Annotated in this window: 23 protein-coding genes; 17 read left to right on the top strand and 6 right to left on the bottom strand. The window is 69.4% G+C overall.

The genetic code is table 11. The annotated features are described in order from the left end of the window. Positions 1 to 6 precede the first annotated feature (6 nt). The 4 genes from ACLJO0_RS17170 to ACLJO0_RS17155 are packed head-to-tail and all read right to left on the bottom strand — an operon-like array spanning position 7 to position 3,483. The gene (locus ACLJO0_RS17170; protein ID WP_410579510.1) at positions 7 to 465 is read right to left on the bottom strand and encodes a GNAT family N-acetyltransferase; all 459 of its coding nucleotides are present in this window, start codon (positions 463 to 465) and stop codon (positions 7 to 9) included. A 32-nt stretch (positions 466 to 497) separates the two neighbouring features. After that, entirely contained in the window at positions 498 to 1,148 is a 651-nt protein-coding gene (locus tag ACLJO0_RS17165) for a response regulator (RefSeq protein ID WP_410579509.1), read from the bottom strand. Next, the gene (locus ACLJO0_RS17160) at positions 1,141 to 2,277 is read right to left on the bottom strand and encodes a sensor histidine kinase (protein ID WP_410579508.1); all 1,137 of its coding nucleotides are present in this window, start codon (positions 2,275 to 2,277) and stop codon (positions 1,141 to 1,143) included. Before ACLJO0_RS17160 ends, ACLJO0_RS17165 begins: the two co-directional genes overlap by 8 nt. Continuing rightward, positions 2,278 to 3,483: a hypothetical protein gene (locus ACLJO0_RS17155; RefSeq protein WP_410579507.1), complete on the bottom strand. Its 1,206-nt coding sequence runs from the start codon at positions 3,481 to 3,483 to the stop codon at positions 2,278 to 2,280. Between the two features lie 131 nt (positions 3,484 to 3,614). On the opposite strand from ACLJO0_RS17155, the gene ACLJO0_RS17150 reads away from it, so the two are divergent. Continuing rightward, the gene (locus ACLJO0_RS17150; RefSeq protein WP_410579506.1) at positions 3,615 to 4,172 is read left to right on the top strand and encodes a hypothetical protein; all 558 of its coding nucleotides are present in this window, start codon (positions 3,615 to 3,617) and stop codon (positions 4,170 to 4,172) included. A 68-nt stretch (positions 4,173 to 4,240) separates the two neighbouring features. Beyond that, positions 4,241 to 5,881, top strand: a complete 1,641-nt coding sequence (locus ACLJO0_RS17145; protein WP_410579505.1) for a VWD domain-containing protein — start codon at positions 4,241 to 4,243, stop codon at positions 5,879 to 5,881. A gap of 177 nt (positions 5,882 to 6,058) precedes the next feature. On the opposite strand, the gene ACLJO0_RS17140 is transcribed toward ACLJO0_RS17145, so the two are convergent. Then, on the bottom strand, positions 6,059 to 6,568 hold the full coding sequence (locus ACLJO0_RS17140) for a MarR family winged helix-turn-helix transcriptional regulator (RefSeq protein ID WP_410579504.1): 510 nt from the start codon (positions 6,566 to 6,568) through the stop codon (positions 6,059 to 6,061). A gap of 236 nt (positions 6,569 to 6,804) precedes the next feature. Between ACLJO0_RS17140 and ACLJO0_RS17135 the strand changes: the two genes are divergently transcribed. The 12 genes from ACLJO0_RS17135 to ACLJO0_RS17080 all read left to right on the top strand — a co-directional run bounded on the left by ACLJO0_RS17135 (position 6,805) and on the right by ACLJO0_RS17080 (position 20,656). After that, positions 6,805 to 7,851 carry a leucyl aminopeptidase gene (locus ACLJO0_RS17135; RefSeq protein WP_125795927.1) on the top strand — a complete coding sequence of 349 codons (1,047 nt, stop codon included), beginning with the start codon at positions 6,805 to 6,807 and terminating at the stop codon, positions 7,849 to 7,851. Beyond that, positions 7,848 to 8,645, top strand: a complete 798-nt coding sequence (locus tag ACLJO0_RS17130) for an Asp/Glu racemase (RefSeq protein WP_410579503.1) — start codon at positions 7,848 to 7,850, stop codon at positions 8,643 to 8,645. Before ACLJO0_RS17135 ends, ACLJO0_RS17130 begins: the two co-directional genes overlap by 4 nt. Further along, positions 8,623 to 9,894 (top strand): FAD-dependent monooxygenase, encoded by a 1,272-nt coding sequence (locus ACLJO0_RS17125; RefSeq protein WP_410579502.1) that lies wholly within the window; start codon positions 8,623 to 8,625, stop codon positions 9,892 to 9,894. The genes ACLJO0_RS17130 and ACLJO0_RS17125 overlap by 23 nt, the downstream gene beginning before the upstream one ends. Before the next feature lie 32 nt (positions 9,895 to 9,926). Then, entirely contained in the window at positions 9,927 to 11,321 is a 1,395-nt protein-coding gene (locus tag ACLJO0_RS17120; protein WP_125795924.1) for an MFS transporter, read from the top strand. Beyond that, positions 11,318 to 12,205, top strand: a complete 888-nt coding sequence (locus tag ACLJO0_RS17115) for an FAD binding domain-containing protein (protein ID WP_410579501.1) — start codon at positions 11,318 to 11,320, stop codon at positions 12,203 to 12,205. The genes ACLJO0_RS17120 and ACLJO0_RS17115 overlap by 4 nt, the downstream gene beginning before the upstream one ends. Further along, positions 12,202 to 14,607, top strand: a complete 2,406-nt coding sequence (locus tag ACLJO0_RS17110; RefSeq protein ID WP_410579500.1) for a xanthine dehydrogenase family protein molybdopterin-binding subunit — start codon at positions 12,202 to 12,204, stop codon at positions 14,605 to 14,607. The genes ACLJO0_RS17115 and ACLJO0_RS17110 overlap by 4 nt, the downstream gene beginning before the upstream one ends. Next, on the top strand, positions 14,604 to 15,104 hold the full coding sequence (locus ACLJO0_RS17105) for a (2Fe-2S)-binding protein (RefSeq protein ID WP_125795921.1): 501 nt from the start codon (positions 14,604 to 14,606) through the stop codon (positions 15,102 to 15,104). Before ACLJO0_RS17110 ends, ACLJO0_RS17105 begins: the two co-directional genes overlap by 4 nt. Continuing rightward, positions 15,101 to 15,754, top strand: coding sequence for an SRPBCC family protein (locus ACLJO0_RS17100; protein WP_410579499.1), 654 nt, complete (start codon positions 15,101 to 15,103; stop codon positions 15,752 to 15,754). Before ACLJO0_RS17105 ends, ACLJO0_RS17100 begins: the two co-directional genes overlap by 4 nt. Next, complete coding sequence (locus ACLJO0_RS17095) at positions 15,741 to 17,228, top strand: isochorismatase family protein (RefSeq protein WP_410579498.1); 1,488 nt, start codon at positions 15,741 to 15,743, stop codon at positions 17,226 to 17,228. Before ACLJO0_RS17100 ends, ACLJO0_RS17095 begins: the two co-directional genes overlap by 14 nt. A 248-nt stretch (positions 17,229 to 17,476) precedes the next feature. Then, positions 17,477 to 18,952 (top strand): FAD-dependent oxidoreductase, encoded by a 1,476-nt coding sequence (locus ACLJO0_RS17090; RefSeq protein ID WP_410579497.1) that lies wholly within the window; start codon positions 17,477 to 17,479, stop codon positions 18,950 to 18,952. Then, entirely contained in the window at positions 18,949 to 20,022 is a 1,074-nt protein-coding gene (locus ACLJO0_RS17085) for a hypothetical protein (protein ID WP_410579496.1), read from the top strand. The genes ACLJO0_RS17090 and ACLJO0_RS17085 overlap by 4 nt, the downstream gene beginning before the upstream one ends. A gap of 28 nt (positions 20,023 to 20,050) precedes the next feature. Beyond that, positions 20,051 to 20,656 carry a TetR/AcrR family transcriptional regulator gene (locus ACLJO0_RS17080; RefSeq protein WP_410579495.1) on the top strand — a complete coding sequence of 202 codons (606 nt, stop codon included), beginning with the start codon at positions 20,051 to 20,053 and terminating at the stop codon, positions 20,654 to 20,656. Between the two features lie 61 nt (positions 20,657 to 20,717). Here ACLJO0_RS17080 and ACLJO0_RS17075 read toward each other — a convergent pair whose 3' ends face one another. Continuing rightward, positions 20,718 to 21,185: a glycogen operon protein GlgX gene (locus ACLJO0_RS17075; protein ID WP_125795914.1), complete on the bottom strand. Its 468-nt coding sequence runs from the start codon at positions 21,183 to 21,185 to the stop codon at positions 20,718 to 20,720. A gap of 101 nt (positions 21,186 to 21,286) precedes the next feature. Between ACLJO0_RS17075 and ACLJO0_RS17070 the strand changes: the two genes are divergently transcribed. The 3 genes from ACLJO0_RS17070 to ACLJO0_RS17060 are packed head-to-tail and all read left to right on the top strand — an operon-like array spanning position 21,287 to position 23,974. Continuing rightward, a complete protein-coding gene (locus tag ACLJO0_RS17070) occupies positions 21,287 to 22,021 on the top strand; it encodes a TetR family transcriptional regulator (RefSeq protein ID WP_410579494.1) in 735 nt (244 codons plus the stop codon). Between the two features lie 52 nt (positions 22,022 to 22,073). Further along, complete coding sequence (locus ACLJO0_RS17065; protein WP_410579493.1) at positions 22,074 to 23,315, top strand: histidine kinase; 1,242 nt, start codon at positions 22,074 to 22,076, stop codon at positions 23,313 to 23,315. Beyond that, positions 23,312 to 23,974: a response regulator gene (locus ACLJO0_RS17060; RefSeq protein ID WP_410579492.1), complete on the top strand. Its 663-nt coding sequence runs from the start codon at positions 23,312 to 23,314 to the stop codon at positions 23,972 to 23,974. The genes ACLJO0_RS17065 and ACLJO0_RS17060 overlap by 4 nt, the downstream gene beginning before the upstream one ends. Positions 23,975 to 24,059: the final 85 nt, after the last annotated feature.

Raw genomic sequence — 24,059 nt, 5'->3', positions numbered from 1 at the left:
TACGGCCTAGCGACCGCAGCGGTCCACGCGCTTCCACGGCCACTCCGCGGCGAGCCAGTGCGCGACGGCGTCGGCGAGTGCCGCGTCGAGCTCCGCCTTGTCGGACCGAACCCAGGACTGCACCGTGACGTCCCACTCTTCGACGGCCGTGGGATACAGGTAGACGCAGCCGATGACGTCACCGTCGTCCGGGCTGAGGACGGTGAAGGTGAAACCGGTGCGGCGTGCGAAATCGTCGGCGTGACGGCGTAGATCGACGAGGTTCTCCTCGAGGGTCATGCCTTCCTGTGGCGGCCAGTTCCCGTCGGGATACCCGGGTGCGGCGCGAATCTGCTCGATGCTCGACATCCAGGCGGCATGGTCGGCCGCGTTGTGCTGTGGCCCCAGCGGTTCCAGGCGGAACCGGTCGGTGACGAGCGAGGTCGGCGGGATGAAACCTCTCGGCACGAACTCCTCGGCGGTCATGCCAGGGACCGTAGTGACCAGCCGGGTTTCCCTCAACGGGAATTCCAGGGCAGCAGCTGGGCCCGGGCGATGCGGATCAGGTCGGAGCGGCGGGTCCGGCCGAGTTTGTCCCGGATGTTCTCCAGATGGCGGTTCACGGTACGCACGGCGATGCGCAGCTGCGTGGCGATCTCCCGGTTGTCGTAGCCGTTCGCGAGGCAGCGCAGCACATCGCGTTCCCGGGTGGTGAGCGGCCGGGCGTCCCGGTGCAGCTCGCCGATCAGATGCGCCGCGAGTTCGGCGGGGAGCACCGGCCCGGTGAGCACGGCGGCGACCGCGTCGGTCAGCTCGGCCGAGGTGGCGGCCTTGCCGACGCAGCCGTGCGCGCCCGCCTGGATCGCGGCCAGCAACTCCTCCGGGCCCGCCTGGGAGAGCACGAGAACGCGCACTTCGGGCCGACGCTGCCGCAGGTGGCGGATCAAACTGACGCCGCGGCCGGTGGGTTCTTCGGGGTGGGGTCGCAGACTCAGATCGACCAGTGCGACGTCGGGCCGCACCTGATCGGCCATCCGGCACGCCGTCGGCACGTCGGCCGCCTCGGCCACCACGATCGCCCTGCCGTCGCGCTCCAGTCCATTTCGGACACCGTCGCGGGTGATCGGGTGGTCCTCCACGATGAGCACGCGGATCCGGGTCTCACGCATGGTCGTTTCCCTTCGGGATACGTAGCTCCACCTCGGTGCCGTGGCCGGGACTGCTGCGGATGCGGACGCCGCCCGCCATCCGGTGCACTCTGGCCTTCACCGAGAGCCGCAGGCCGAGCCCGCTCGTGTCCTGGTCGGGCGGGAACCCGACACCGTCGTCGCGGACGGTGACCGTGATATCGCCGCCGTCGGGCAGCACGGTGAGCCAAACGTGGTGCGCCCGCGCGTGTTTGACCACATTGGTCAGCAGTTCGGCCACCGCGGCGGAGATCTCGGTGGCCATACCCGCGGGCAGCAGGAACGGGCCCGCGGTGATGAGCCGGACCGCGACGTCGTCGTGGCGCTCGGCGAGTTCGGCCAGCCGGGCGCGCAGCGACACGACGTCGGTCGGCAGTGGATCGGGTTCGGCGGCGCCCAGGCCCCGCAGGGCCGACTCCTGCCGGGCGATCCCCTCCGCGACGGTGGCCCACGCCGGCCCGGCTTCCCGGATGTTCGCGCGCAGCCGGGCGAGTTCCTGCAACACGTCGTCGTGGATCTGGGCGGCGATCCGCTGCCGCTCGGCCATCCGCGCCGCTCGCAGCCCGGCACGGTTCGCCCGTTCGTACAGTGCGTCGAGCTGGCGGGCGGCCGCCCCGATCGTGCCGCCGAGCAAGACGTAAGAGAGTCCTCCGCCGATCATGGCCAGCACCTGGAGGAAGGAAAGCCTGTCGAGCGCGACTTCGTTGGCGGCATAGGCGAACGGCAGGGACAAGCCGAGGATCAGCCCGGCCGTACACCCGCCGCGCGGTCCGTAGACGGCTCCGCAGGCCGCGACCGCCGCGGCCGGATACGCGCCCATGAAGGACGGGTGCTCGGTCAGCAGCGCGTGCGGAGGATGGATGTGGCCGTACGCCACCGTCAGGGCGATGGCCACCGCCACGTCCATCGCGAGCACCGGCCGCATCCGCCGGATTCCGGCCATCGTGAGCCAGACCGTCCAGCAACCGGTCGCGAGAAGCGCGATCCCCGCTTCGACGGGCCGCTGGATCTGCCCGCTGATCAACGCCACGATCAGCATCCAGCCGAACGCCAGCCAGCGCAGGGCGAGCACCAGCAGGATCGGCGTCGGATGTCTCGGGCCCTCCGGCATCTACGGCACTCTGACGATCACTGGGGGCGAGAACCTCGTGCAGGTCGAGCGGCGCACGAAATGCTTCTCGCATGCTTGGACCTCCACCAGATAGGTGGTCGCCGCGGTCAGGCCGCGCACGGTGAGTTCGTAACCTGCGACTTCGCGTTCGACGCGTGACCGCGTCGGGTCGTTTTCCGGCCACCAGGCCACGTTGAACGCGTCAGCGGTCTGATACCGCCAGCTCAGCCGGATACCCGAACCTGCCGCGGAGGCCGTCGTGATGCAGGGCCAGTCGAGGACTTCGCAGGGGCCGCCGGATTCGCGGGCAACGGACCGACGCTGTCCAAAGTGGACTCGCGGTGTTCCGCCGACGGGCAGCACGATCGCGCCGCCGCGGAAATTCACGTAGCAGACCGAATGATCCGCCGACTCGTCGATCGGTTCACCGAGCCGCCCCGACGGCCCGCCCTCGGCGGCCCAAACGGTGAAGATGGCCATCGGCATCACCGTGAGACGGTCGGAGCGCGGGCCGTAGATCACGTAGTCGGGCCCGAACCTGACTCCCCGGTTCGGCGCGTTCCACGGGGTGTAGCGCACGCCGCCGGAGCTACTGCGGGTGTCACCGGCGGGGCAACCCGTCCCGACTTGGCCGTCGTTGTGCCGCAACCAATCGCGGACCGGAGCGTCGACGACGAACGGAGGACAAAAGCGGCCTTCGGGGTGCTGGTGGGCGACGGCCACGACGACCACGCCCGCCGCGAGTCCGACCGAAAGCAACAGGCCCGAGGTGCGGATCGCCAGAGCCCGGGTGGACGGCCCCTCGGGTCGCGGGCCGGGTGCCAAAGCAACCAGCATCCTGGCGACGCGTGCTTGCCTGATGGCCCAAGCCGCGGCCGGCGGCAAACAGACCACGAGCGCGCCGTTGAACGCGACGAACGGATCCGCTCCCACCCATTCGCCCGCCAGCGCCAAAAGGTACAAGATCGCGAGGACGGTCGCGCCCGCGATTCGCACTCGGCGCCACCAACGTGGCGCGGTGAGCCAATGACGTGCCCAACCCAGCGCGACGGCCCAGATCTCCGGATCGGGGAAGCGGTTTCCCTTGCGCGCCTGCCGGATCACCGCCCGGCGTGTCCGGAAACCGAGCTGCCACCAGACGACCTGTGCCCCCAGGATCTCGGCGAGGTCGCCGTGCCCCGTGCTGGACCCCCCGGTCGAGACCACAAATGGAGTCTACTGGTTCGTCGGCCCGGTCACACTAGCCCGCATGGCCGCAGAATCGATGGGCATTCTCACCCACGGCCGAATGGGCGAATTCGGAGCTTACCCGGTCGGCGGTGCCAGGAGCAGGATCGGTGCCAGACCTGGCCGACGTTTCGGCTGAATACCCCAGGAGCTGCTCCATGAAACGCGAACTCGGCATTGTCGTGGTGATGGTCGTCGTACTCGGAATCGTGACGGGAGTGGCGCCCGCGCAAGCCGCGCAGAACTGGCGGTGCACGATCAACGGCAGCTTCAGTGACAGCGTCGCGCCTTACTCGACCCATTGGCGGGTCGGTTCCCGCCCGGTCGGCTCGGGCAGGATCGTGTACTGGCTGCACGAGAAAGTGGTGAACGGCCAGTACCGCTTCGATGCGGCCGATCGTGCCCGCTGTGATCCGCCTTCGCCGTTGCTCTTCCCGGTGGTCGGCATGCAGCCGCAGGCGCTGGCCGGACAGCCGGCTTGCACATCACCGGGAGCGTACTCGGAGATCAAGAACGGGAAGATCGCCACGTATCACCTCGTCGGTCAGATCCGCAGCCAGGTCGGCAATTTGATTCCGACTCCGTACACATTCCGGTTCTGGCATGGGGAAGTCCAGCAGCAACCGGGCGTGTGGACCTGGGAGGACAGCCTTCTCGCTCAATGCTGAAACGAATGGAAGGGAATCAGGTGACGAGCCGATTATCGCGAATACGCGGAAAGAGACGCACGGCGGCGATGGCCGCGATCGGGATCATTCTGCTGCCGATGGCGGCGCACGCGGACACACCCCCGACGCTGATGGCGGGCGGGGACTTCGGTGTCATCGCGCGCACGCCCGCCGGAGCCGTCCAGCAGGCGACCGGCTCGTTCGACAACGGCACGGTCAAGAACGTGACGAGCGTGACGTCCTCCGTCGCGGCCAACACACCGCCGGAGACCAAGGACGCCTACACGCTCCAGCTCAACACCAACGAATTCAGGACCCCGCTGTGCGCGGGCAAACCGCAGTGCTGGGGCTGGATGCAGTTCGTGTTCGCCAATAACGGAAGCGGCGGTGAGCTGTACATCAAGTACTGGCTGCGGTCGCTCGGCGCGCCATGCCCGGCGGGCTGGCAGTCCAAGCCGGCCGACAGTTGTTACAAGAAGAGCGCCGGGACGCCCACACCGAACATGCCACTCGTGACCAGCAGCATGCCGAGGTACAAGCTGACCGGCAGCGCGAACGGGCCCCAGGACGCGGCCGTGTTCACCGTCGACGGGGGCGTCGTCGCCGTGGCGACCGCCCGCGAACTCGTGATCGGGACGCAGTGGCAGGACGTCGAGTTCAACGTGTACGGCTACGACGACGAATCCACCGCCGTGTTCAACGGCAATGCCGAGTTCAACACCCGCACGCAGATCGAATACGGCGGCACGGCCAAACCCCTGTGCATCTCCACCGGCTTCAGTAAGGAGGCCAACAACCTCTCGTTCGTGGCACCTCCGCCGCTGCCGACCGGAACCAAGCCCGCGGTGGTCTTCCGTCAGAAGAAGCTCGCCCCCGGAGTGCTCGGCGCGGAGACACCATGTGCCTCGGCCGTGGCCATCGGTGACACCCACGAAGTCACGTTCGCCGGGCTGGCCTATGACTTCCAGGCTTCGGGCGACTTCGTCGAGGCACAGGCCGGCAGTGAGTTCGAGGTGCAGACCCGCAAGGTGTCCGGTGCTCCGTCGTGGCCGAACACCTCGGTCAACCGATCGGTCGCGACGAGGATGGGCACCACACAGGTCGCGCTGTGCGACGGAACGCGCCTCGTGGTGGACGGCCAGCCGACCGAGCTGGCGTCCGGCGGATCCCTGTCGCTGCCGGCCGGGGTGGACATCAAACGCGCCGCGAACGTGTACACGGTGAGGGACAAGGCCGGGAACAGCATCCACGTCACCGCGAACACCGGCTATACGGACTTGGCGGTCGCCCTCGGCACCTGGCCGACCAGGGTGCGTGGCCTGCTCGGCAACCCGGACGACAGCCCCACGCTGCTGGAGGCCAAGGACGGCACGCGGTTCCGCACCCCGATCGCGTTCGCAGATCTCTACACGTTCGGCAACAGCTGGCGGGTCGCGTCCACCGCGTCCCTGCTCCGGCCCTGCGCCCAGGTGGCCCCGGGTAACCCGACGGCACCGTTCTTCGCGAGCAACCTCGCTTACTCGGTCCGCGTCCAGTCCGAGACCATCTGCCGTCAGGCCGGCGTCCTGAGGCCCCTTTGGCTGGAGTCCTGCACCCTGGACGTCGCCGTGCTCGGCCCGCGGGCCGCGGCCGTCCACGCCGACCGGCAACAGGACGTCATCGACGGCAACCCGCCCCGCCGTCCACCGTGCTCACCCGCGGGCTGCTGAGCCGCCGGACCGAACTCGCGTGATTGGAGGGCGAACTCTCGCGCCGGGTGTCATCCGTCCCGAGACACGCAAGATCCGACTCCAAGCACGCGTGTGACGTCAACGGGACAGGGGCCGTGAGGGCCTCCTTGCCTACCTTGAAGGTAGGGAAGGAGGCCCTCACGGCGTTGGGCCGGGTCAACGCAGCTTGTCGACCGACGCGATCCGTTCCCAGTGGGCGCCGAGGGTGTTGAGCAACGCGGCCATGTCGATGTCGCCGTCGGTGCCGTCGCCGTCGAGGAGCGCCTTGTCGAGCCTGCGGGCGCGTCGGTTGACTTGACTCAAGACGGACTTGCCCTCGTCGGTGAGCGAGAGCAGTTTGCGGCGCGCGTCGTGCGGGGATTCGATGCGCTGGATGAGGCCCCGCCGCTCGAGCCTGCGGCACAGATCGGCCATCGTCGAGGTGTCGAGCGCGACGGCGCCGGCCAGTGAGCTCTGGTCGCTCCCGGGGTAGGCGCGGACCGCGGACAGGACCGCGAACTGCGGACCGGTCAGGACCGGATCCACGTGCCGGTTCCACGCGGCGAGGTACGCCTGGTACAGCCGGCGGGCGCCGTAGCCGGGGGCCGCCAGCAGGTCGGAGGGTGGCGCGGGAGTGACGGCCGGCGTGTCTTCCCTGCGCCGGCCCGTACGCGCCGGTTCACCCATCGTCGTTCTCCCTCGTCTGTTTCACCCGCTGTCCGGGCCCCCGGGTAATCCTACGTGTCCGGACGGTCGCTCACGGCCATCCCTCGCCGAAGCCTGTCCTCCGTGAGCCCTTGCGTATCCGGATAGTACGTGTTCGGATGAGTGTCGGTCCCAATGCGTTGCGGGAGCACGAATCCAGGCGCAACTCTTGCGCATCCGGATAATACGTGCTCGGATTAATGTGGAGGTGGTCAACGATGGATCAGAACCTGTTCAACGACATCTGCCTGCGCCAGCTGACTTTCTCGGGGGTGCACGAGGGTGAGACCGTGGTGGTGCTGACCCGCGGCGGTGAGCGGGCGGAGTACGCCGACGCTTTCCTGTGGGCCGCCCAGCAGCTGGGTGCCTCGGCCTACCACATGCGGTTGCCCTCGCCGGTCAGCGCCGCGGGCGCCTGGGCCGTGGGGGATTCGGGCCTCGGGAACATCCCGCTCGCGGTCGAGGCGCTCAAGAGCGTGGACATGGTGGTCGACTGCACGTTCCTGTTGTTCAGCAAGGAACAGTTCGCCATCCAGGACGCGGGCACCCGCATCCTCACGGCGGTCGAGCCGCCCGAGCTGCTGGCCCGGCTCATGCCGACGAAGGAACTGCGGGAGCGGGTGGAGATCGGGGCCGAGCTGCTCGCCAAGGCGGGCACCATGCGGATCACCAGTCCGGCGGGTACCGATGTCACCTATCAGCTGGGCGTTTACCCGACGCTGTCCGAGTACGGCTACACCGACACCCCCGGCCGCTGGGACCACTGGCCGGCGGCGTTCGTGTTCACCGGCGGCGCCGACGACGGCGTCGACGGGAAGATCGTGCTGTCACCGGGAGATGTCCTGCTGCCGTTCAACACCTACGTACAGACGCCGGTGGAAATCACCATCGAGCAGGGTTTCATCCGGGACATCCGCGGCGGCGCCGGATCGACCGGGCTGGACGCAGACCTGCTGCGGTCCTACATCGAAAGCTTCGAAGACCCCCGCGGCTACGGCATGAGTCACGTCGGCTGGGGGCTCGACGAGCGTGCGCACTGGCACGGCCTGACCCAGTTCCCCGGCGGAATGGGTATGGAACTGCGCAGCTTCTACGGCAACGTGATGTTCTCCATCGGCCCCAACAACGAGCTCGGCGGCCCGAACGACACCCCATGCCACTTCGACATCCCGATGCGCGGCAATTCCCTGTACCTGGACGACGAACTGATCGTCGACAACGGCGAGCTGACCGTTTCCGAGATGCGTCCGGCGGGTCGTCGATGAGCGACCACCACATCGGGATGATCGTCCCCAGCTCGAACCTCACGATGGAGACCGAGCTGCCGAGGATGCTGCGTGCCAGGGAAGAGGCCGAGCCGGGGGACCGGTTCGTCTTCCATTCCGCGCGGGCCAGGATGAAGCACGTCGAACCGGAACAGCTGCGGGCGATGAACGCGCAGGCGGGCCGGGCGGCCGCCGAATTGGCTGACGCCCGGCCGGACGTGGTGGCCACCGCGTGCCTGGTGGCGATCATGGCCCAGGGGCCCGGCTACCACTGCACCGCCGAGGCCGACATCGAGCGCGTGCTGCGCGACGAGGGTTCCGAGGCGCCGGTCGTGTCCAGTGCCGGTGCGTTGCTGTCGGGTATCCGTGCGCTGGGTGCCCGCAAGGTCGCGATCATCACGCCGTATCTGAAGCCGCTCACCCAGGCGGTGGTGGACTACATCGAGGACGCGGGGATCGAGGTGGCCGACGCGCTGTCGCTCGAGGTGTCGGACAACCTCGCCGTGGCACGGCTGGATCCGGCCGGGTTGCGGGAGCACCACCGGAGGCTGAATCTGTCCGATGTGGACGCGCTGGTGCTCTCGGCCTGTGTCCAGATGCCGTCGCTGTCCGCGGTCCAGCCGGTGGAGGACGAAATCGGGATCCCGGTCCTGTCGGCGGCGACCGCCACGACGTTCCGGATCCTGTCCGAACTCGGGGTCGAGCCCCGGGTGCCGGGCGCCGGGCGGTTGCTCAGCGGCGCCGGGGAATTGACGAAGACGGGAGGCGGGCATGGCCGCGAGTCAGTCGTTTGAGGTCATCGTCGTCGGCGGCGGCCTCGGCGGGCTGTGCGCCGCGCTGTCCCTGCGGCAGCGAGGACTTCGGGTCACCGTGGTCGAGGCGGCGCCGGCACTCGGTGAGATCGGCGCGGGGATCCAGACCGCGCCGAACGCGAGCCGGATCCTCATCGGGCTCGGCCTGCGTGCCCGGCTGGAACGGGTGCGGACCGAGCCGCAGGACCAGGTCCGCCGTCGCTGGGCCGACGGGAGCATCATCGCCCAGCTGCCGCTCGGCGGACGCGTGATCGACCAGTACGGCGCCCCGTACTGGCACTACCACCGCGCCGATCTGCACGGAGTCCTGCTGGACGCCTGCCTGGATCCGGAGGTCCCCGGTCCGGTGGTGCGGGTGGCGACCGGTGCGCGAGTGACCGACCTGGACCGCAGTGAACCGGAGCGGCCCGCTGTGCTCACCGCCGACGGGCGACGGTTCGCCGGCGACGTGGTGATCGGCGCCGACGGCATCCGGTCGGCGGTGCGTGATCTCGCCGGATTCGACGACACCCTGGAGTTCTCCGGCGAGATGGCGTACCGCGCCCTGATCTCCGGAGACCTGATCGCACAGGACCCCACTACCCGGTTCCTGGTCGACCGCTACCACTCCACGATCTGGTACGGCCCGAACAAGCATCTGGTGCACTACATGATCCGCGGCGGCCAGTACCTCAACGTGGTCGCGATCGTGCCGTGCACCGAGCCGGTCGCCAGGGACTGGAGCGGTCCGGCCACCGCCGCCGAACTCGCCGCCGAATACCGCGACTGGGACGACCGGGTCCCGGCCATGCTGGCCAAGGCGAAGGACGAGGACGTCTCGGTGTGGGCGATGTACCGTCGTCGCCGTGATCCCGTCTGGGTCGACGGCCGGATCGCCCTGCTCGGCGACGCCTGCCACGCGATGCTGCCCTACCAGGCACAAGGCGCGTCCCAGGCCATGGAGGACGCCGCGGTGCTCGCGGAGGAGCTCGGGCGGGTCACCCGCGACGGGATCGACGGCGCCCTGATGCGGTACGTGGACCGGCGCGCCAAGCACGCGGGCATGGTGCAGGACGCGTCACTGCAGAACATGGACTTCTACCACCTGCCCGACGGTCCCGAGCAGCGCGAGCGGGATGAGAAGCTGCGCCGGTTCGACGGCGAATCCGACGTCTCCTACGACTGGCTGTGGAACGGCAGCCCGCTCACCGATCCCGACACCGAGTCCATCCATTACCAGTTCGCCCGCTGAGGAGCGGACTGGCCGGCGCGACGGAGCCATTCATGCGCACTGGAGATCAGATCGTCCAGGACCTGCCCTGGCGTTGGAGCGTGCAAGGAAAGATCTTCCTCATCGGTGGCCTCGGCTACATGTTCGACGCCTGGGACGTGGCGTTGAACGGATTCCTCACCCCGCTGGTCGGGGCGGAATTCGGGTTGTCCGCCGGCCAGAAAGGACTGGTGGCGACGGCCAATCTGATCGGCATGGCCGTCGGCGCGGTCATCTGGGGCACGGTGGCGGACCGCATCGGCCGGAAGCGGGCGTTCAGCGTGACGCTCCTGCTGTTCGCGCTGTTCTCCGTGCTCGGCGCGCTCTCGCCGAACGTGGAGTCGTTCCTGCTGCTGCGTTTCCTGGCGGGCATCGGACTCGGCGGATGTATCCCGGTGGACTACGCGATCGTCAGCGAGTTCTCTCCACGACGCCATCGCGGCCGGGTGCTTTCGGCGATGGACGGCTGGTGGCCGATCGGCACCACGCTGGCCGCCGTCACCGCGACCTTGCTGGTCCCGGTTTCCGGGAACTGGCGCTGGATGCTGGTGCTGATGATCCTGCCCGCGCTGCTGCTGTTCTGGGTGCGGCGCGGTATCCCGGAATCACCGCTGTACCTGGTGCGCAAGGGACGCGAAGCGGAGGCACGCACGGTCATCGACGATCTCGTCCGCCGAACGGGAGCGGCCCCTGAGCCCTACTCGATCCCGCCCGCGGTAGTGGAGGACACCCGCGGTGGCGCGCTCGCGGCGGCGTTCGATCAGCTTCGCCGGGTGTGGGCGTTCAACCCGCGGATCACCGGTGTCGCGTGGTCGTTGTTCATCACCGTCATGCTGGTGTACTACGCCGCGCTCAGCTGGATGCCGTCCATCCTGCGGGCACAGGGTTTCGGGGAGATCGCCGCCTTCGCCTCGACCGCGCTCATGAACGCGACCGGCATCGTCGGCGTCGCGATCGCCGTGCTCCTCGTCGACAAGGTCGGCCGCAAACGGATCATCATGGTCGCCGGGCCGGTCACGGCGCTGTCACTGGTCGTGTTCTCGCTGCTGCTGGACACCCCGGCCGCGGCGGTCGTGGCGATCGGCGCGTTCGGCCTGTTCGCCCTGGTGGTCATCCCGGTGATGTACGCCTACGTCTCCGAGCTCTACCCGACCGAACTCCGTGCCTCCGGCTTCGGCTGGGCGTCTTCGTCGAGCCGGGCGATCACCGGCTTCGCGCCGTTGCTGTTCGGCAGCGTCCTGTGGCCGGTGCTCGGCTTGCCCCTGACCTTTACCGTGCTGGGGCTGCTCGTGGTCGCGGCGGTCGTGTTCATGATGATGGGCGCGCCGGAGACCCGGGGGCGCGAACTCGACCGGATCGTCGACCCGGCGGAGCCCGCGACCGGTACGACCTCGGCTCCGGCTCCGTGAAGCCCGCCGCGTTCCGCTACCACCGGGCGCACGACGTCTCCGACGCCGTCGGCCTGCTCGGCGAGCTCGCCGCGGCGGGCGAGGATCCGAAGCTGATCGCCGGTGGACAGAGCCTGATGCCGATGATGAACTTCCGGCTCGCCCGGCCGACGGCTCTGGTCGACCTCGGCCCGCTGCGCCGGGATCCGACACTGAGTTCCTTCAGCCATACGGATTCTGGGCTCACCATCGGGGCGATGGTCACCCATCGGACGGTGGAGGTCGCCGCGCTCGGACCGGACTTCGCCGTGCTGTCCCGTGCCATGCGGTGGGTGGGGCATCTGCCGATCCGCTCCCGCGGCACGGTGGCGGGCAGCATCGTGCACGGCGACGCCACCGCGGAATGGTGTCTGCTCGCCCTGCTGCTCGACGCGGTGATCGTCGCCGAAGGCCCGGGCGGCCGCCGCGAGATCCCGGCGGGGGAGATGTTCCACGGCTTCTACAGCACGGCCATCGAACCGGACGAGGTGGTGACGGCCGTGCGCTTCACCCGTCCGGCGCCCCGGGCCGCGCTGACCGAATTCGCCCGCCGCCACGGCGATTTCGCGATCGTCGACGCCGCGGTCAGCCTGGACGCGGGCCCCGGCGATCGTGCTCCGCTGGCCGGTGGACGCGTGGTGCTCGGCGGCGTGGCCCCGGCGCCCGTCCGGGTTCCCGAGGCCGAGTCCTTGCTCGCCGGAGGTGTTCCCGGGCCGGAGCTGTTCGCCGCGTGCGGGGAGGCCGCGGCGGCGGCCATCGACCCTCCCGATGACGCGGCGGGCAGCGGTACCTACCGCCGACGGCTGGCGCGAACCCTCGTCGCCAAGGCCTTGGGCCAGGCGTGGGAGAAAGGAGCGACGCGATGACTCCACGATTCGACGGGCGGAACGGTCGCTGGGTCGGGGCCTCGGTGCCGCGACGCGAAGACCCCCGTTTCCTGAGCGGCCGGGGTCGGTTCGTCGACGACATCCAGCTGACCGGGATGCTGCACGCGGCCTTCGTCCGCTCGACGGTCGCGCACGGCACGATCTCCGGGATCGACCTGTCGGCCACCCTGGCGGTCGACGGCGTCGTGGCTGCCTACACGGCGCGGGATCTCGATCTCGGTGACATCGTCGCGCTGCTCGACCGCCCGCCCGAGGAGTTCTCGCCGACCGCGATGCCGATCCTCGCCAGGGAGAAGGTCCGGTTCACCGGCGAGCCGGTGGCACTGGTCATCGCGCGTGATCCGTACAGCGCCGAGGACGGCGTCGAGGCCGCGATCGTGAGCTACGAGCCGCTCGGCGCGATCATCTCGGAGGAGTCGGCTTTCGCCGAAGGAGCGCCGCTCGTGCACGAGGAGGCGCCGGGCAACGTGCTGCTCGACGTGTCCATGTTCGACACTCCCGGTGTCGACGCGGCGTTCGAGGCGGCCCGTGCGGACGGCGGTTGCGTGGTCGAGGTCGTCACGAAGAGCGGGCGCCAGAACGCGCTCCCGCTCGAAACACGCGGAGTGGTCGCGTCCTGGGACGATCACGACGACCAGCTGCTCGTGCAGATGTGTACCCAGGTGCCGCACCAGGTGCGCACGGCGATGGCCCGCTCGCTGCGGGTCACCGAGCGCACCGTGCGGGTGACCGTTCCCGACATGGGCGGCGGCTTCGGGCAGAAATGCGTGGTCGGCCGGGAGGAGATCGCGGTCGCGGCGGTGGCACGACGGCTGAACCGGCCGGTGAAGTGGATCGAGGACCGCCGGGAGGCGCTCACGGCCGGCTTCCTGGCACGGGAGCAGCGCTACCGCACCTTGGCGGCGTTCGACGGAGACGGCCGCATCACCGCGCTGGACGTCGACGTCGTCTGCGACATGGGTGCGTACTCCTGCTATCCGTTCACGGCGGGGATCGAGCCGCTGATGGCGTCTGCCGAGATGCCGAGCGTGTACCAGGTGCCCGAGTACCGGGTCCGCGCCCGCGCCATCACCAGCAACAAGGCGCCGACGGCGCCCTATCGCGGCGTCAGCCGCCCGCAGTACGTGATGGCGATCGAACGGGTCATGGAACGCGCGGCACGGGAACTCGGCCTCGACCCCGTCGAGATCCGGCGGCGCAACGTGATCACCCAGTTCCCGTACACCGGCGTCAACGGCATCACCTACGACCCCGGCACCTATCGCGAGTCGCTGGAACTGGCCGAAGTCACTCTCCGCGACGAGGGTTGGTACGAGACCCGGGACCGTGCCGCCGCTGAGGGGAGGCACATCGGCATCGGCTACTGCTGCTTCTCGGAGCGGACCGGCTACGGATCCGGTGCCTTCGCCAAACGGAAAATGGCCGTGGTCCCCGGCTTCGACATCTCCGAAATCCGCATGGACACCACTGGATCCGTCGTCGTCACCAGCGGCACCATGAACCACGGCCAGTCCCACGAGACGACGCTGGCGCAGATCGTGGCCGACCGGCTGGGGCTGCATCTCGACCAGGTCAAACTGCGCCAGGGTGACACCGAGCGCATCGCCTACGGATGGGGGACTTTCGCTTCCCGTTCGGTGACGATCGGTGGCTCGGCGGTGTCCCTCGCGGCCGGGAAGCTCGGCGAGCTGTTGTGCAAGATCGCCGCGCACCTGCTCGAAACGAGTCCCGACAACGTCCGCCTCGACGGCGACGGTGGCGTCGTCCAGATCGACCACCCGGAGCGGCGCGCGTCGTTCGAGGAGATCGCCGACGTGGCGTACCTGCGCAGTCACCTGCTGCCCAAGGACGTCGAACCGACGCTGACGGCCACGGCGAGCTTCGACGTGCCCGGCGACGGGACCTTCTCCAACGCCACCCACGCCGTGGTCGTCGAGGCCGATCCGGGCACCGGGCAGATCAAGATCCTGCGCTACGCGTGCGTCGAGGACTGCGGGGTCGTGATCCATCCGCAGGTCGTCGACGGGCAATGCCGCGGCGGGATCGCACAGGGCATCGCCGGCGCGCTGTTCGAGGAGGTCACCTATGCCGGCAACGGCGAACCGTCGGCCGCCAGCTTCATCGACTACCTCGTCCCGACCGCGACGGAGATCCCCGACATCACCGTCACACACCTCGAAACACCTTGCGCCTTCACAGAAAGCGGTGCGAAGGGCGCGGGCGAAGGCGGCACCATCGGCGCGCCGGCCGCCGTGCTGAACGCGATCAACGACGCGCTGCGCCATACGGGGATCGAACTCGACACGACCCCCGTCCATCCGCAGACCGTGCTCGCCGCGCTCGAAACGCGGATCCCCGAGGAAATGAGCGTCCCATCATGACCGACCGGCACCTGATCGTCCTGAACGTCAACGGCGACGAGCACGAAACCCTCGTCGAGCCGCGCAAGACCCTGCTCGACGTCCTGCGCCACGACCTCGGGCTCACCGGCACCCACGTCGGCTGCGAGCACGGAGTGTGCGGCGCCTGCACCGTTCTCGTCGACGGCGAACCGGTGCGGGCCTGCCTGATGTTCGCCGTCCAAGCGGAAACCGCCGAGATCCGCACGGTCGAATCACTGAGCCACGACGGCGAACTCTCCGACCTGCAACGGTCTTTCAGCGAGCACCACGGCCTGCAGTGCGGCTTCTGCACACCCGGATTCCTCATGCTGGCCGAAGGATTCCTCGCCCAGCGGCCGGACGCCGGCCGCGAGGAGATCCGCGAGGCCGTGTCGGCGAACCTGTGCCGCTGCACCGGTTACCAGACGATCGTGGACGCGGTCGAGGCGACCGCGACCCGTCGGTGCCACGCCAAGGAAAAGGAGGCGACAGCGTGATCCTGGAAAACCAGCTGTCCGTACCGGCCGGACCCGATGCGGTCTTCGCCTTGATCAACGACGTCGAGCGGGTGGCGGGTTGCCTCCCGGGCGCGACCCTCGACGGGCGGCAGGACGACGCCTATCTCGGCCGCGTCAAGGTCAAGGTCGGCCCGATCACCGCCGCGTACTCCGGCACCGTGCGCTTCACCGACGTCACCGAGGCCGACCGCACTCTGCGGTTGCTGGCCAGGGGAGCGGACGCCCACGGCAACGGCGACGCCGAAGCCGACGTCACGCTGACCGTGCGCGAGGCACCCGGCGGCGCCACCATCGAGTTGCGCACCGACCTGTCGATCCGCGGCAAACTCGCCCAGTTCGGCAAGGGCGCGATCGGCGCCGTGTCCACCCGGCTGCTCGACCAGTTCGCCCGCAACCTCGCCGACCAGTTGCGGCAGCCTGCCTCGGGGGAGCCCGCGCCGGTGGCGAAATCCGTTCCCGCGCAAGGCGGTGAGGCGCTCGACGGGCTGGCCATGCTGGTTCCCGACAACGTCAAGCGCTACGGCGCGATCGCGGCCGCCGCGGCGCTCGGGCTGTTCCAGGGCTGGCTGCTCGGCCGGATCCGCACTCAGGACAAACTGATCAAGGAGTTGCAGCGTGCCCGTCGATGAACACCTCGACAGCGTGTACGACCGAGCCGGTTTCGGCGCGAGCGTGCCCCGCGGATCCCGTCCGGCGCTGGTCGTGGTCGACCTGACCCGTGGATTCACCGAACCCGGCTTCCCGTCCGGAGCGGACCTCACCGCCGAAGTGACCGCGACCGCCGCCCTCGTGGCCACGGCCTGGCGGCAGGACGTGCCGGTGATCTACACGGCGATCAGTTACACGCCCGCCGAGGCGGACGGCGACGCCATCGCCTGGCTCCGGAAAGCACCCGGGATGCGAGCCCTGCGCGAAGGAAGCGAAGCCATCGCTCTCGACCCTCGCCTCGAACAGCGCGAGGGCGACCATTTCGTCTTGAAGAAGGGCGCCTCGGCGTTCCACGGAACCGCGCTGGCCGCTCTCCTCACGAGTCTGGGCGCGGACACCGTCGTCGTTTGCGGCGCCACCACGTCGGGCTGCGTCCGCGCGACCGCCGTCGACGCCGTCCAGTCCGGCTTCAACACCCTCGTCGTCCGGGAAGCCTGCGGTGACCGCGCCCAGGGACCGCACGACGCCGCACTGTTCGACCTCCAGGCCAAATACGCCGACGTCGTCAGCGTCGAAGATGCGGTGGCTTACCTCGGAAAGGCGCCACTTCGAACGCTCGGCCAGCCCGCGCTGGCCGACCTCGGCAGCGTTTCCGCGACCAGCCGCTGGGTGCGGTCGGGTCCGGTCCGGCTGCACGTGCTCGACTACGGTCCCGCCGACGGTGTCCCGGTGCTCGTGCTGCCCGGGATCACCAGTCCGGCCGTCACGATGGATTTCGTGGCGCGGGAACTCACCGATCTCGTACGCCCGCTCGTACTCGACGTCCGCGGCCGCGGCCTGTCCGACGACGCGCCGGATCCCCTGCACGGCTACGACCTGGCGAGCTACGCCGCGGACGTCGACGCGGTCGTGGCCGGGTTGGAACTGCGCGACCCGATCCTGCTCGGGCACTCCATGGGCGCGCGGATCGCCGCACGGGCCGCCGCCGTCGGCCGTTCCCGGCTTCGCGGCACCGTTCTCATCGACCCTCCGCTGAGCGGCCCCGGACGGGAGCCGTACCCCACCACCCTCGACGCCTTCCTCGGGCAACTCGCCCAGGCCCGCCGGGGGACCGACGCCGACGAGGTGGCCCGGTCCTGGCCACGATGGCCGCGCCGGGAACAGGAGTTGCGTGCCCGCTGGCTGTCGTCGTGTTCCCGTGACGCGATCGCCGCCACCCACGCCGGTTTCGAATCGGAGGACTTCTTCACCGACTGGCCGGAGGTGCCCGCTCCGACGTTCTTTCTGTACGGCGGCGAGAGCCCGGTCGTCACCGCCGCCGGTGTGGCCGAAGCCGCTGAGTGCAACCCTTCGGCCGGGCTCGTCGAGATTCCGGAAGCCGGGCACATGGTCTTCTGGGACCAGCCCGAGGCTGCTCTCGCCGCGCTGCGGGAAGTGCTGCGAAAGCTCCTCTGAGACTCGATCAGCGGTTCGTTTGGGTGTCCTTGCCGCCTGAGTACATGAAGGGGTCCTTCATGTACTCAGGCAACCGCAGCCGGAATCCGCGTCGTACCTAAGTCGCCCTTGGCTCTGATCCTCCTAATCACTCACGACCGGGCACCTGCTTTGTCTTCCCGGGTTCTCTCCTTGACAGCTTCCAGCGTCGTTCATACATTCATACACGCGTTGTCAATGTGTATGAATGACGCTGGGAGTTGGTCCGCATGCGACTGGGCAAGACCGCCGTCGTCCTCGGTGGCAGCGCCGCCGGCCTCTGCACCGCGGGCGCGCTCGCCCCGTACTTCGACGAGGTGCTGGTGCTCGAACGCGACGAGCTTCCGGCCGAGGCCGAACATCGGCGCGGGGTACCGCAGAGCAAGCATCCGCATTTCCTGCTGAACTCCGGCCGCCGCGCGATCGGCGAGCTGTTCCCCGGATTCGAAGACGACCTCATCGCCGCCGGCGGACTGCATCTGATGCCGTCCATGGACGCCGCCTATCTCGACGGGAAGGGCTGGTCGGCGCGGAAACGCAGCGCGATGACGATGATCTACGGCTCGCGGATCCTCATCGAACGCGTGCTGCGCGACAAGGTCCGGGCCTTGGCGAACGTCGTGATCCGCGAAGGCGTCGCGGTCAACGGATTGGCCACGCGGGCGGGTGCCGTCACCGGGGTCGCGTTCTCCACCCGCGACGGCGAGGAGCACGTCGACGCCGACTTCGTGGTGGACTCGATGGGGCGCGGTTCCTCCGTCAGCGCTTGGCTGGTGGCGGCGGGCTGGCCCGAACCCGATGTGCGGACCCTCGACGCCAAGGTCACCTACACCTCGCGCTGGTACGACCTGCCCTCACCCGAGGACCGGCCCCCGTCCTGGTGGTGGCGGCATCTGGTGATCATGCCGACCCCCGACAAGGGCACGCATCCGGCCGAACACGAGTTCCTGGTGAACTTCTTCCCGATCGAGGGCAACCGCGTCATCGCGTGCATGGGCTCGTGGGGGCTCGAAATGCCGCGCACCACGGAGGCGTTCGTCGAGTCGGCCCGCCGGGTGCGGGCGCCGTTGTTCGCGGCCGCGATGGAGCGGTCCACCCCGACGTCCGAGGTGCATCTGACCCGCTCGACGGGGAACAAGTGGCGCCGTTACGACCGGCTCCGCACCCCGCCGGAACGCCTCGCGTTCGTCGGCGACTCGATCTGCGCGTTCAACCCGTTCTACGCGCAAGGCATCAGTTCCGCCGCCGGTTCGGCGCTGCTGCTGCGCGAGCACCTCGCGCGCGCCGGCCGCCTCGACCCGCAATTCTCCGCGCGTTTCCTTGCCGCGCAACGAAAGCTGCTCAACGTGCCGTGGAGTCTGGCGATGGCGAGGGATCAGGGCTACGCCTGCGCGGTGGGCACGGAAAAGGCGGGGGAGTGGAAGCGCCGCCTGCTCGAGGCGGTGTCCGGCCCGGCGTTCAGGCTCATCGTCGGCGCCGCCCGCGAGGACGACGTGGTCGACGAGCACTTCGCGAAGGTGTTCAACCTCGACGAGTCCTTGAAGGACATGATGACGAACCCGCGCGTGCTCGCGGGGCTCGTGCGCTACCGGGTCCGGGCCGCGCTCGGACGGCACCGGGTTCCCTTCGACTTCGACGCCCGGGCCGAGCCACCGGTCACGGACTACTCGCCGGAAGGCGCCACCGAGCCCGCCGTCTCCCGATGAACGCCGTATGCGGGCCGGACGCGGAAGCCGTCACCCGCGGACTCGGCTTCGACTGCCACGACGTTTCACCCTGGCTGTCGATCCGCCCGCCGTGGGCGGCGGCCCATTGGACGATGCCGCTGCTGGAACTGCTCGTCCTCGGCGGCGCCGTGTTCGCGTTGGTGCACGCGATTCGCCGTCACCGTCAGGGTGATTCGACCAACCTGGCGCTGTGGTGCGCTTCCCTGGTCTACCTCTTCGTCATCGAACCGCCGCTGTACTTCCCGGAGTGGTTCGGGCTCGAGCGGCAGTACGGATTCATCTTCGCCCACAACCGGTTCGCCGTTCAGTTCATGTGGGACCGGCTGCCGCTGTACATCGTGGCGTTCTATCCGATGATCAGCCAGCTCGCCTACGAACTCGTCCGCTCGCTCGGGATCTTCCGCGCCAAGGGCGCGCTGATCGGATCGGTGGCGGTCGCCTTCGCCTGTCAGGTGTTCTACGAGGTCTTCGATCATCTCGGCCCGCAGCTGACGTGGTGGGCCTGGAACGGGAACAACCGGATCGTCAATCACCCCGCGCTGGATTCGGTCCCCATGAACAGCATGCTGCTCTTCGCCTCCGTTTCGATGGGCGCCATGACCTATCTGGTGGTGCGGCTGGCAGGCGGTTCGCGACGCGGGTGGTCGCTCGCGGCACGCATCGCCGTGGCCGGTGTCCTCACGCCGCCGAGTATGGCGATCGCCGGCCTCCCGTCGAGCGTCTTCAGCGGGAACGTGACCGCGCAGGCCTGGGTGCTCGGCGTCGAGCTGGCGTTGCTGTGGTTCGCGGGCATCTGGATCTTCGTCCGGCACCGGGGTCCCGGCGAGCCGTTGACCGCCTTCACCCGGTTCTATCCCGCCGTCTACCTGGGCGGCATGGCCGTTTTCTGGCTCGGCGCCTTGCCCGGCTACCTGTCCGCGGAGAACGGCGTCACCGAAGACGGCACCCCGGTCGGGAACGGTCCGTACACACTGGCCTGCTTCGTGGCCGCTGGTCTGCTGCTGGCCGCGCTGTACCGCGTGCGGCGCAGGGCACCTGCCACCGTCTGAGATTCTCCGTTCGGGGAAGATGGGACGTATGGGGCACCACGGATGGCGGGGCAACCCGCCCGGAACCGAGCGCGAGGCTCGCCGCCGGATCGTCGACGCGGCGACGGCCTGCATCGACCGGGTCGGTCTCGCCAAGACCAGCCTCTCCGACGTCGCCGCCGAAGCGGGCGTGACCCGGCAGACCGTCTACCGCTACTTCCCGAGCCTCGCCGACATCCTCAGCGCGGTCGCGCTGGACCGGGTCGAGGAGTTCGCCGGGCGGATGGAACGGCATCTGGCCTCGTTCGGCAGCGCCGCCGAGGTCGCGGTGGAATCCGTGGTGTTCGGCGTCCGCGCGGTCCCTGACGAGCCGTACCTCGGACTGCTCTTGAAAGCGGGCGAGGCCGACGTCTTCACCGTCGCGGTCACTTCTTCGCAGTCCTTCGCGCTCGGCGCGCGGATCCTCCGGAACGTGCCCGTCGACTGGGCCGCGGTGGGCGTCACGACCGACGCGGACTTCGAGGGGCTCGCCGAAATGCTGATGCGGCTGTTCCTCTCGTTCCTGCAGTACCCGTCCACGCCGGCCCACACCGACGAGCAGTTGCGCACCCTCGTCCGCCGGTGGATCGGCCCCGCGCTGACCGCACGGCCGTGACAAACGAACGCTGGCCGTGACGCCGGGCCGAATCGGACGGTGGCGGCGTGAGCCGCGAGCGTTACCGCGGCCGGACGCCGGCGAGGACGGCGTCCAGGCTCGGAAGCCAGCGCTGCCGGGGATCCGGTGCCGAGAGCCATTCCGCGTGGGCTTCGGCGCGGCCCGAGTCGACGGGCAAGGGGAGCAGTGACCCCCAGGCGAGCACCTCGACGTGCGGTGGCAGGGAGATCCGAGGTGGGATCAGTCCGTCGGATTCGGCGAGGATGGCCACACGCGGGCCTTGCTGGGTCAGCACCGCCATGGCGGGGCCCTCGCAGCCGGTCTCGGCGAGCCGGGTGAGGACCTGGGCGCCGTTGATCTTGGGCAGGGTCACCGCGCAGATCCCGTTCTCCAGCACCAGGAACGGCTGCGTGCCACGCCATTTCAGCGACCAGCCGAAGAGACGGCTGTAGAAGGCGTCGCCCCGGGGGCGGATCGACTCCACTGACGAGCGGGACTCGATCGGAAGCACTTGGTGGTCCAGCGACATCGTCGGCGCCTTCCGGACGGAGGAGGGACACGATGGCCCCGGGATCACCGTCAGCCTAACGGCACTCAGTGCCACTAGCAAGTGGCTGCTACCGTCCCGCTATGACCGATTCGCCGCGCCGAGCGCCGGTGACCAGGGCCGGGGCGACTCCCGCGGGCCGTCGCAGGCTGCGCCGCGCGCTCGCCGCCTCGGCCGTGGACCTGTTCGTGGCCAAGGGCTACGAGGCCACCACGGTGGACGAGATCGCGGCCGCCGCCGGGGTGGGCCGCCGGACGTTCTTCCGGTACTTCGACGCCAAGGACGACGTGCTCTTCGCGAACCACGACGAGATCGTGGCCGAGATGGAGGAGACCTTCGCCGCCGCGGATCCCGGCCGTGACCCGGTGGAGGTCGCCTGTGCCGCCGTCGGCCTGGTCCTTGACTCCTACGCCGCGGAACTCGACGTCTCGCTCAAACGGTTCACCCTGACGCGGACGGTGCCTTCGTTGCGGGACAAGGAGGTCGCGACCGTCGACCGCTACCAGCGGGTGCTCGCCCGCTACCTGCGGGCGCGGTTCACCGAGCAGGGCGACGAAACAGCGAGCCTGCGGGCGGCCGTGGCCGCCGCGGCGATCGCGGCCGCCAACAACCACGTGCTCCGGCGCTGGTTGCGCAGTGGCGGGCAGGACGACATCGCGGCCAGCGCGGCGGAGGCCTTCGCGCTGGTCATCGACGCGTTCAGGGCCGAACCCGCCGCGGCGGACGGCGCCGAAAAGACGGTGGTGGCCGTGCTGACCACGGCGGCACCGCTGCACACCGTCATCGCCAAGGTGAACGCCGCTTTAAACGAGCCCTAGCCGGTTCTGGCACTCAGTGCCATGAGGCGATCCGAAGGTAGGGTGACGTCTGATGATCACCCGACAGCGCCTGCGGGCGTGGTGGGATGCCCTGCGCTACACGGCATTCGCCGGAACCGACGCCCCGCCGAAGCGTTCGGCGGGGTTGCGCTGGCTGCGTACGCTGGCGATCGTCGGATGCGGACTCTGGGCGGGTTTCGTCACGTTCTCGACCGTCTCGGTGTCGCCGCCCGCGAAGACGTTCAACGTGATCATCACCGTGCTGCCCTGCCTGCTCGCGGTGCGTTCGCCGCTGTGGGGATGGCGCACGCTGATCGTCGGCGTCGTGAGCACCCCGCTGACCTTGCCCGGCATCGCCGCCACCTGGGGCTGGCCGTGGGCGCCGGGCTTCGCGCTCACGGCGGCGCTCGTCTTCTACCTGGTGGGGGAGAGCAACGATCAAGCGGAGCTGACCTGGGCGGGGCTCATCTCGTTCGGCGCCGCCACGCCCTTCCTGGGTGATTGGCGTGACGCGGCACTGCTCGTCCTGCTGGGCGGGATCGCGTTCTTCCTCGGCAACACGGTCCGGCAGCGCAGGCTCGCCGAAGAGGAACGCGTGGCACAACAGGAACGCAGGCTCGCCGAGGAGGCACGGGCGGCCCTGCTGGAAGAACGGGCCGGTATCGCGCGGGAACTGCACGACGTGGTCGCGCACCACATGTCCGTACTCGCGGTGCGTGCGGACTCGGCGCGGTTCCGGTTCGCCGATCCGGCCAAAGCCGGTCGCGAAGCCGAGATCTGGCAGGAGTTCGCCGACCTCGCCGGAACCGCCCGTGAAGGGCTGACCGAGCTGCGCAGGCTGCTCGGCGTGCTCCGGTCCGAGGATCACGCCCTGCCGACTTCGCCGCAGCCAGGGCTGGGCAAGGTGGTCGAACTCGTGGAAGGGGTGAAGGCCGCCGGCACCGCGTGCGAACTCCAGCTGCGGGGTGATCTCGACGCCGTCCCGGTCGGGGTCGCGTTGTCGGTGTTCCGGATCGTGCAGGAAGCCCTCAGCAACGCGATCCAGCACGCGCCCGGGGCGCCGATCTCGGTCGAACTCGCGGCTGGGCCGGGCTCCGTCCGGCTGCGCATCGAGAACGGGCCCAGCGACGGTCCGAAAAGGACGGAACAGACCGGCAGCGGACACGGTTTGGTCGGCATGCGGGAGCGGGCGGCTATGCTCGCGGCTGATCTTGAGGCGGGGGAGCGACCGGACGGCGGTTTCCTCGTCGCGCTGACCGTTCCGCTCGATCGTGAGGGGCATCCGCAACCGTGATCTCGGTGGTCATCGCCGACGACCAGACCATGGTCAGGCAGAGTTTCCGCGCGGTGCTCGACGCGCAGCCCGATCTGCGTGTGGTGGGGGAGGCCGCGGACGGGACCACCGCCGTCGCGCTGTGCGCCGAACTCGAACCGGACGTCGTGCTGATGGACGTGCGCATGCCAGAACTCGACGGGATCGAGGCGACCCGGCGGATCGTCGCGGGGCGGAAAGAGGTCCGCGTACTGATCCTCACCACCTTCGACATCGACGAATACGTGTTCGGCGGGCTGCGGGCGGGCGCCAGCGGCTTCCTGCTGAAGGACTCCCCGCTGGACGACCTGGTCACCGCGGTCAGGGTGGTGTCCGCCGGCAACGCGTTGTTCGCGCCGGCGATCACCAGGCGTTTGATCGGCGAGTTCACTCGCACCCACGCCTCGGCGCACGCGGGTCACGCCCTCGTGGCCGAGCTGACCGCGCGTGAGACGGAAGTGCTCCGGCTGGTCGCCCGCGGCCTCTCCAACACGGAGATCGCCGAAGCGCTGGTGATCGCGGAGCAGACGGCGAAGTCCCATGTCAGCCGGGTTTTCGCCAAACTCGGGGTGCGTGATCGCGCGCAAGCGGTCATGGTCGCGTACGAGGCGGGGCTCGTCGTGCCGGGAGCCACGCCCTGATACCGGAGTAGGGGTAGGTGCCAAAGCGGGTACCGGGGTAGTGGCGCCAAGACGGTTCCCCGGGGCGATGTTTCCCGTCGTGGTT

The sequence above is a fragment of the Amycolatopsis sp. lyj-108 genome, from assembly GCF_046549005.1.
Lineage (GTDB): Bacteria > Actinomycetota > Actinomycetes > Mycobacteriales > Pseudonocardiaceae > Amycolatopsis.
The sequence above is the reverse complement of the archived record's forward strand: the minus strand, read 5'-3'. Positions and strand labels throughout refer to the sequence as shown.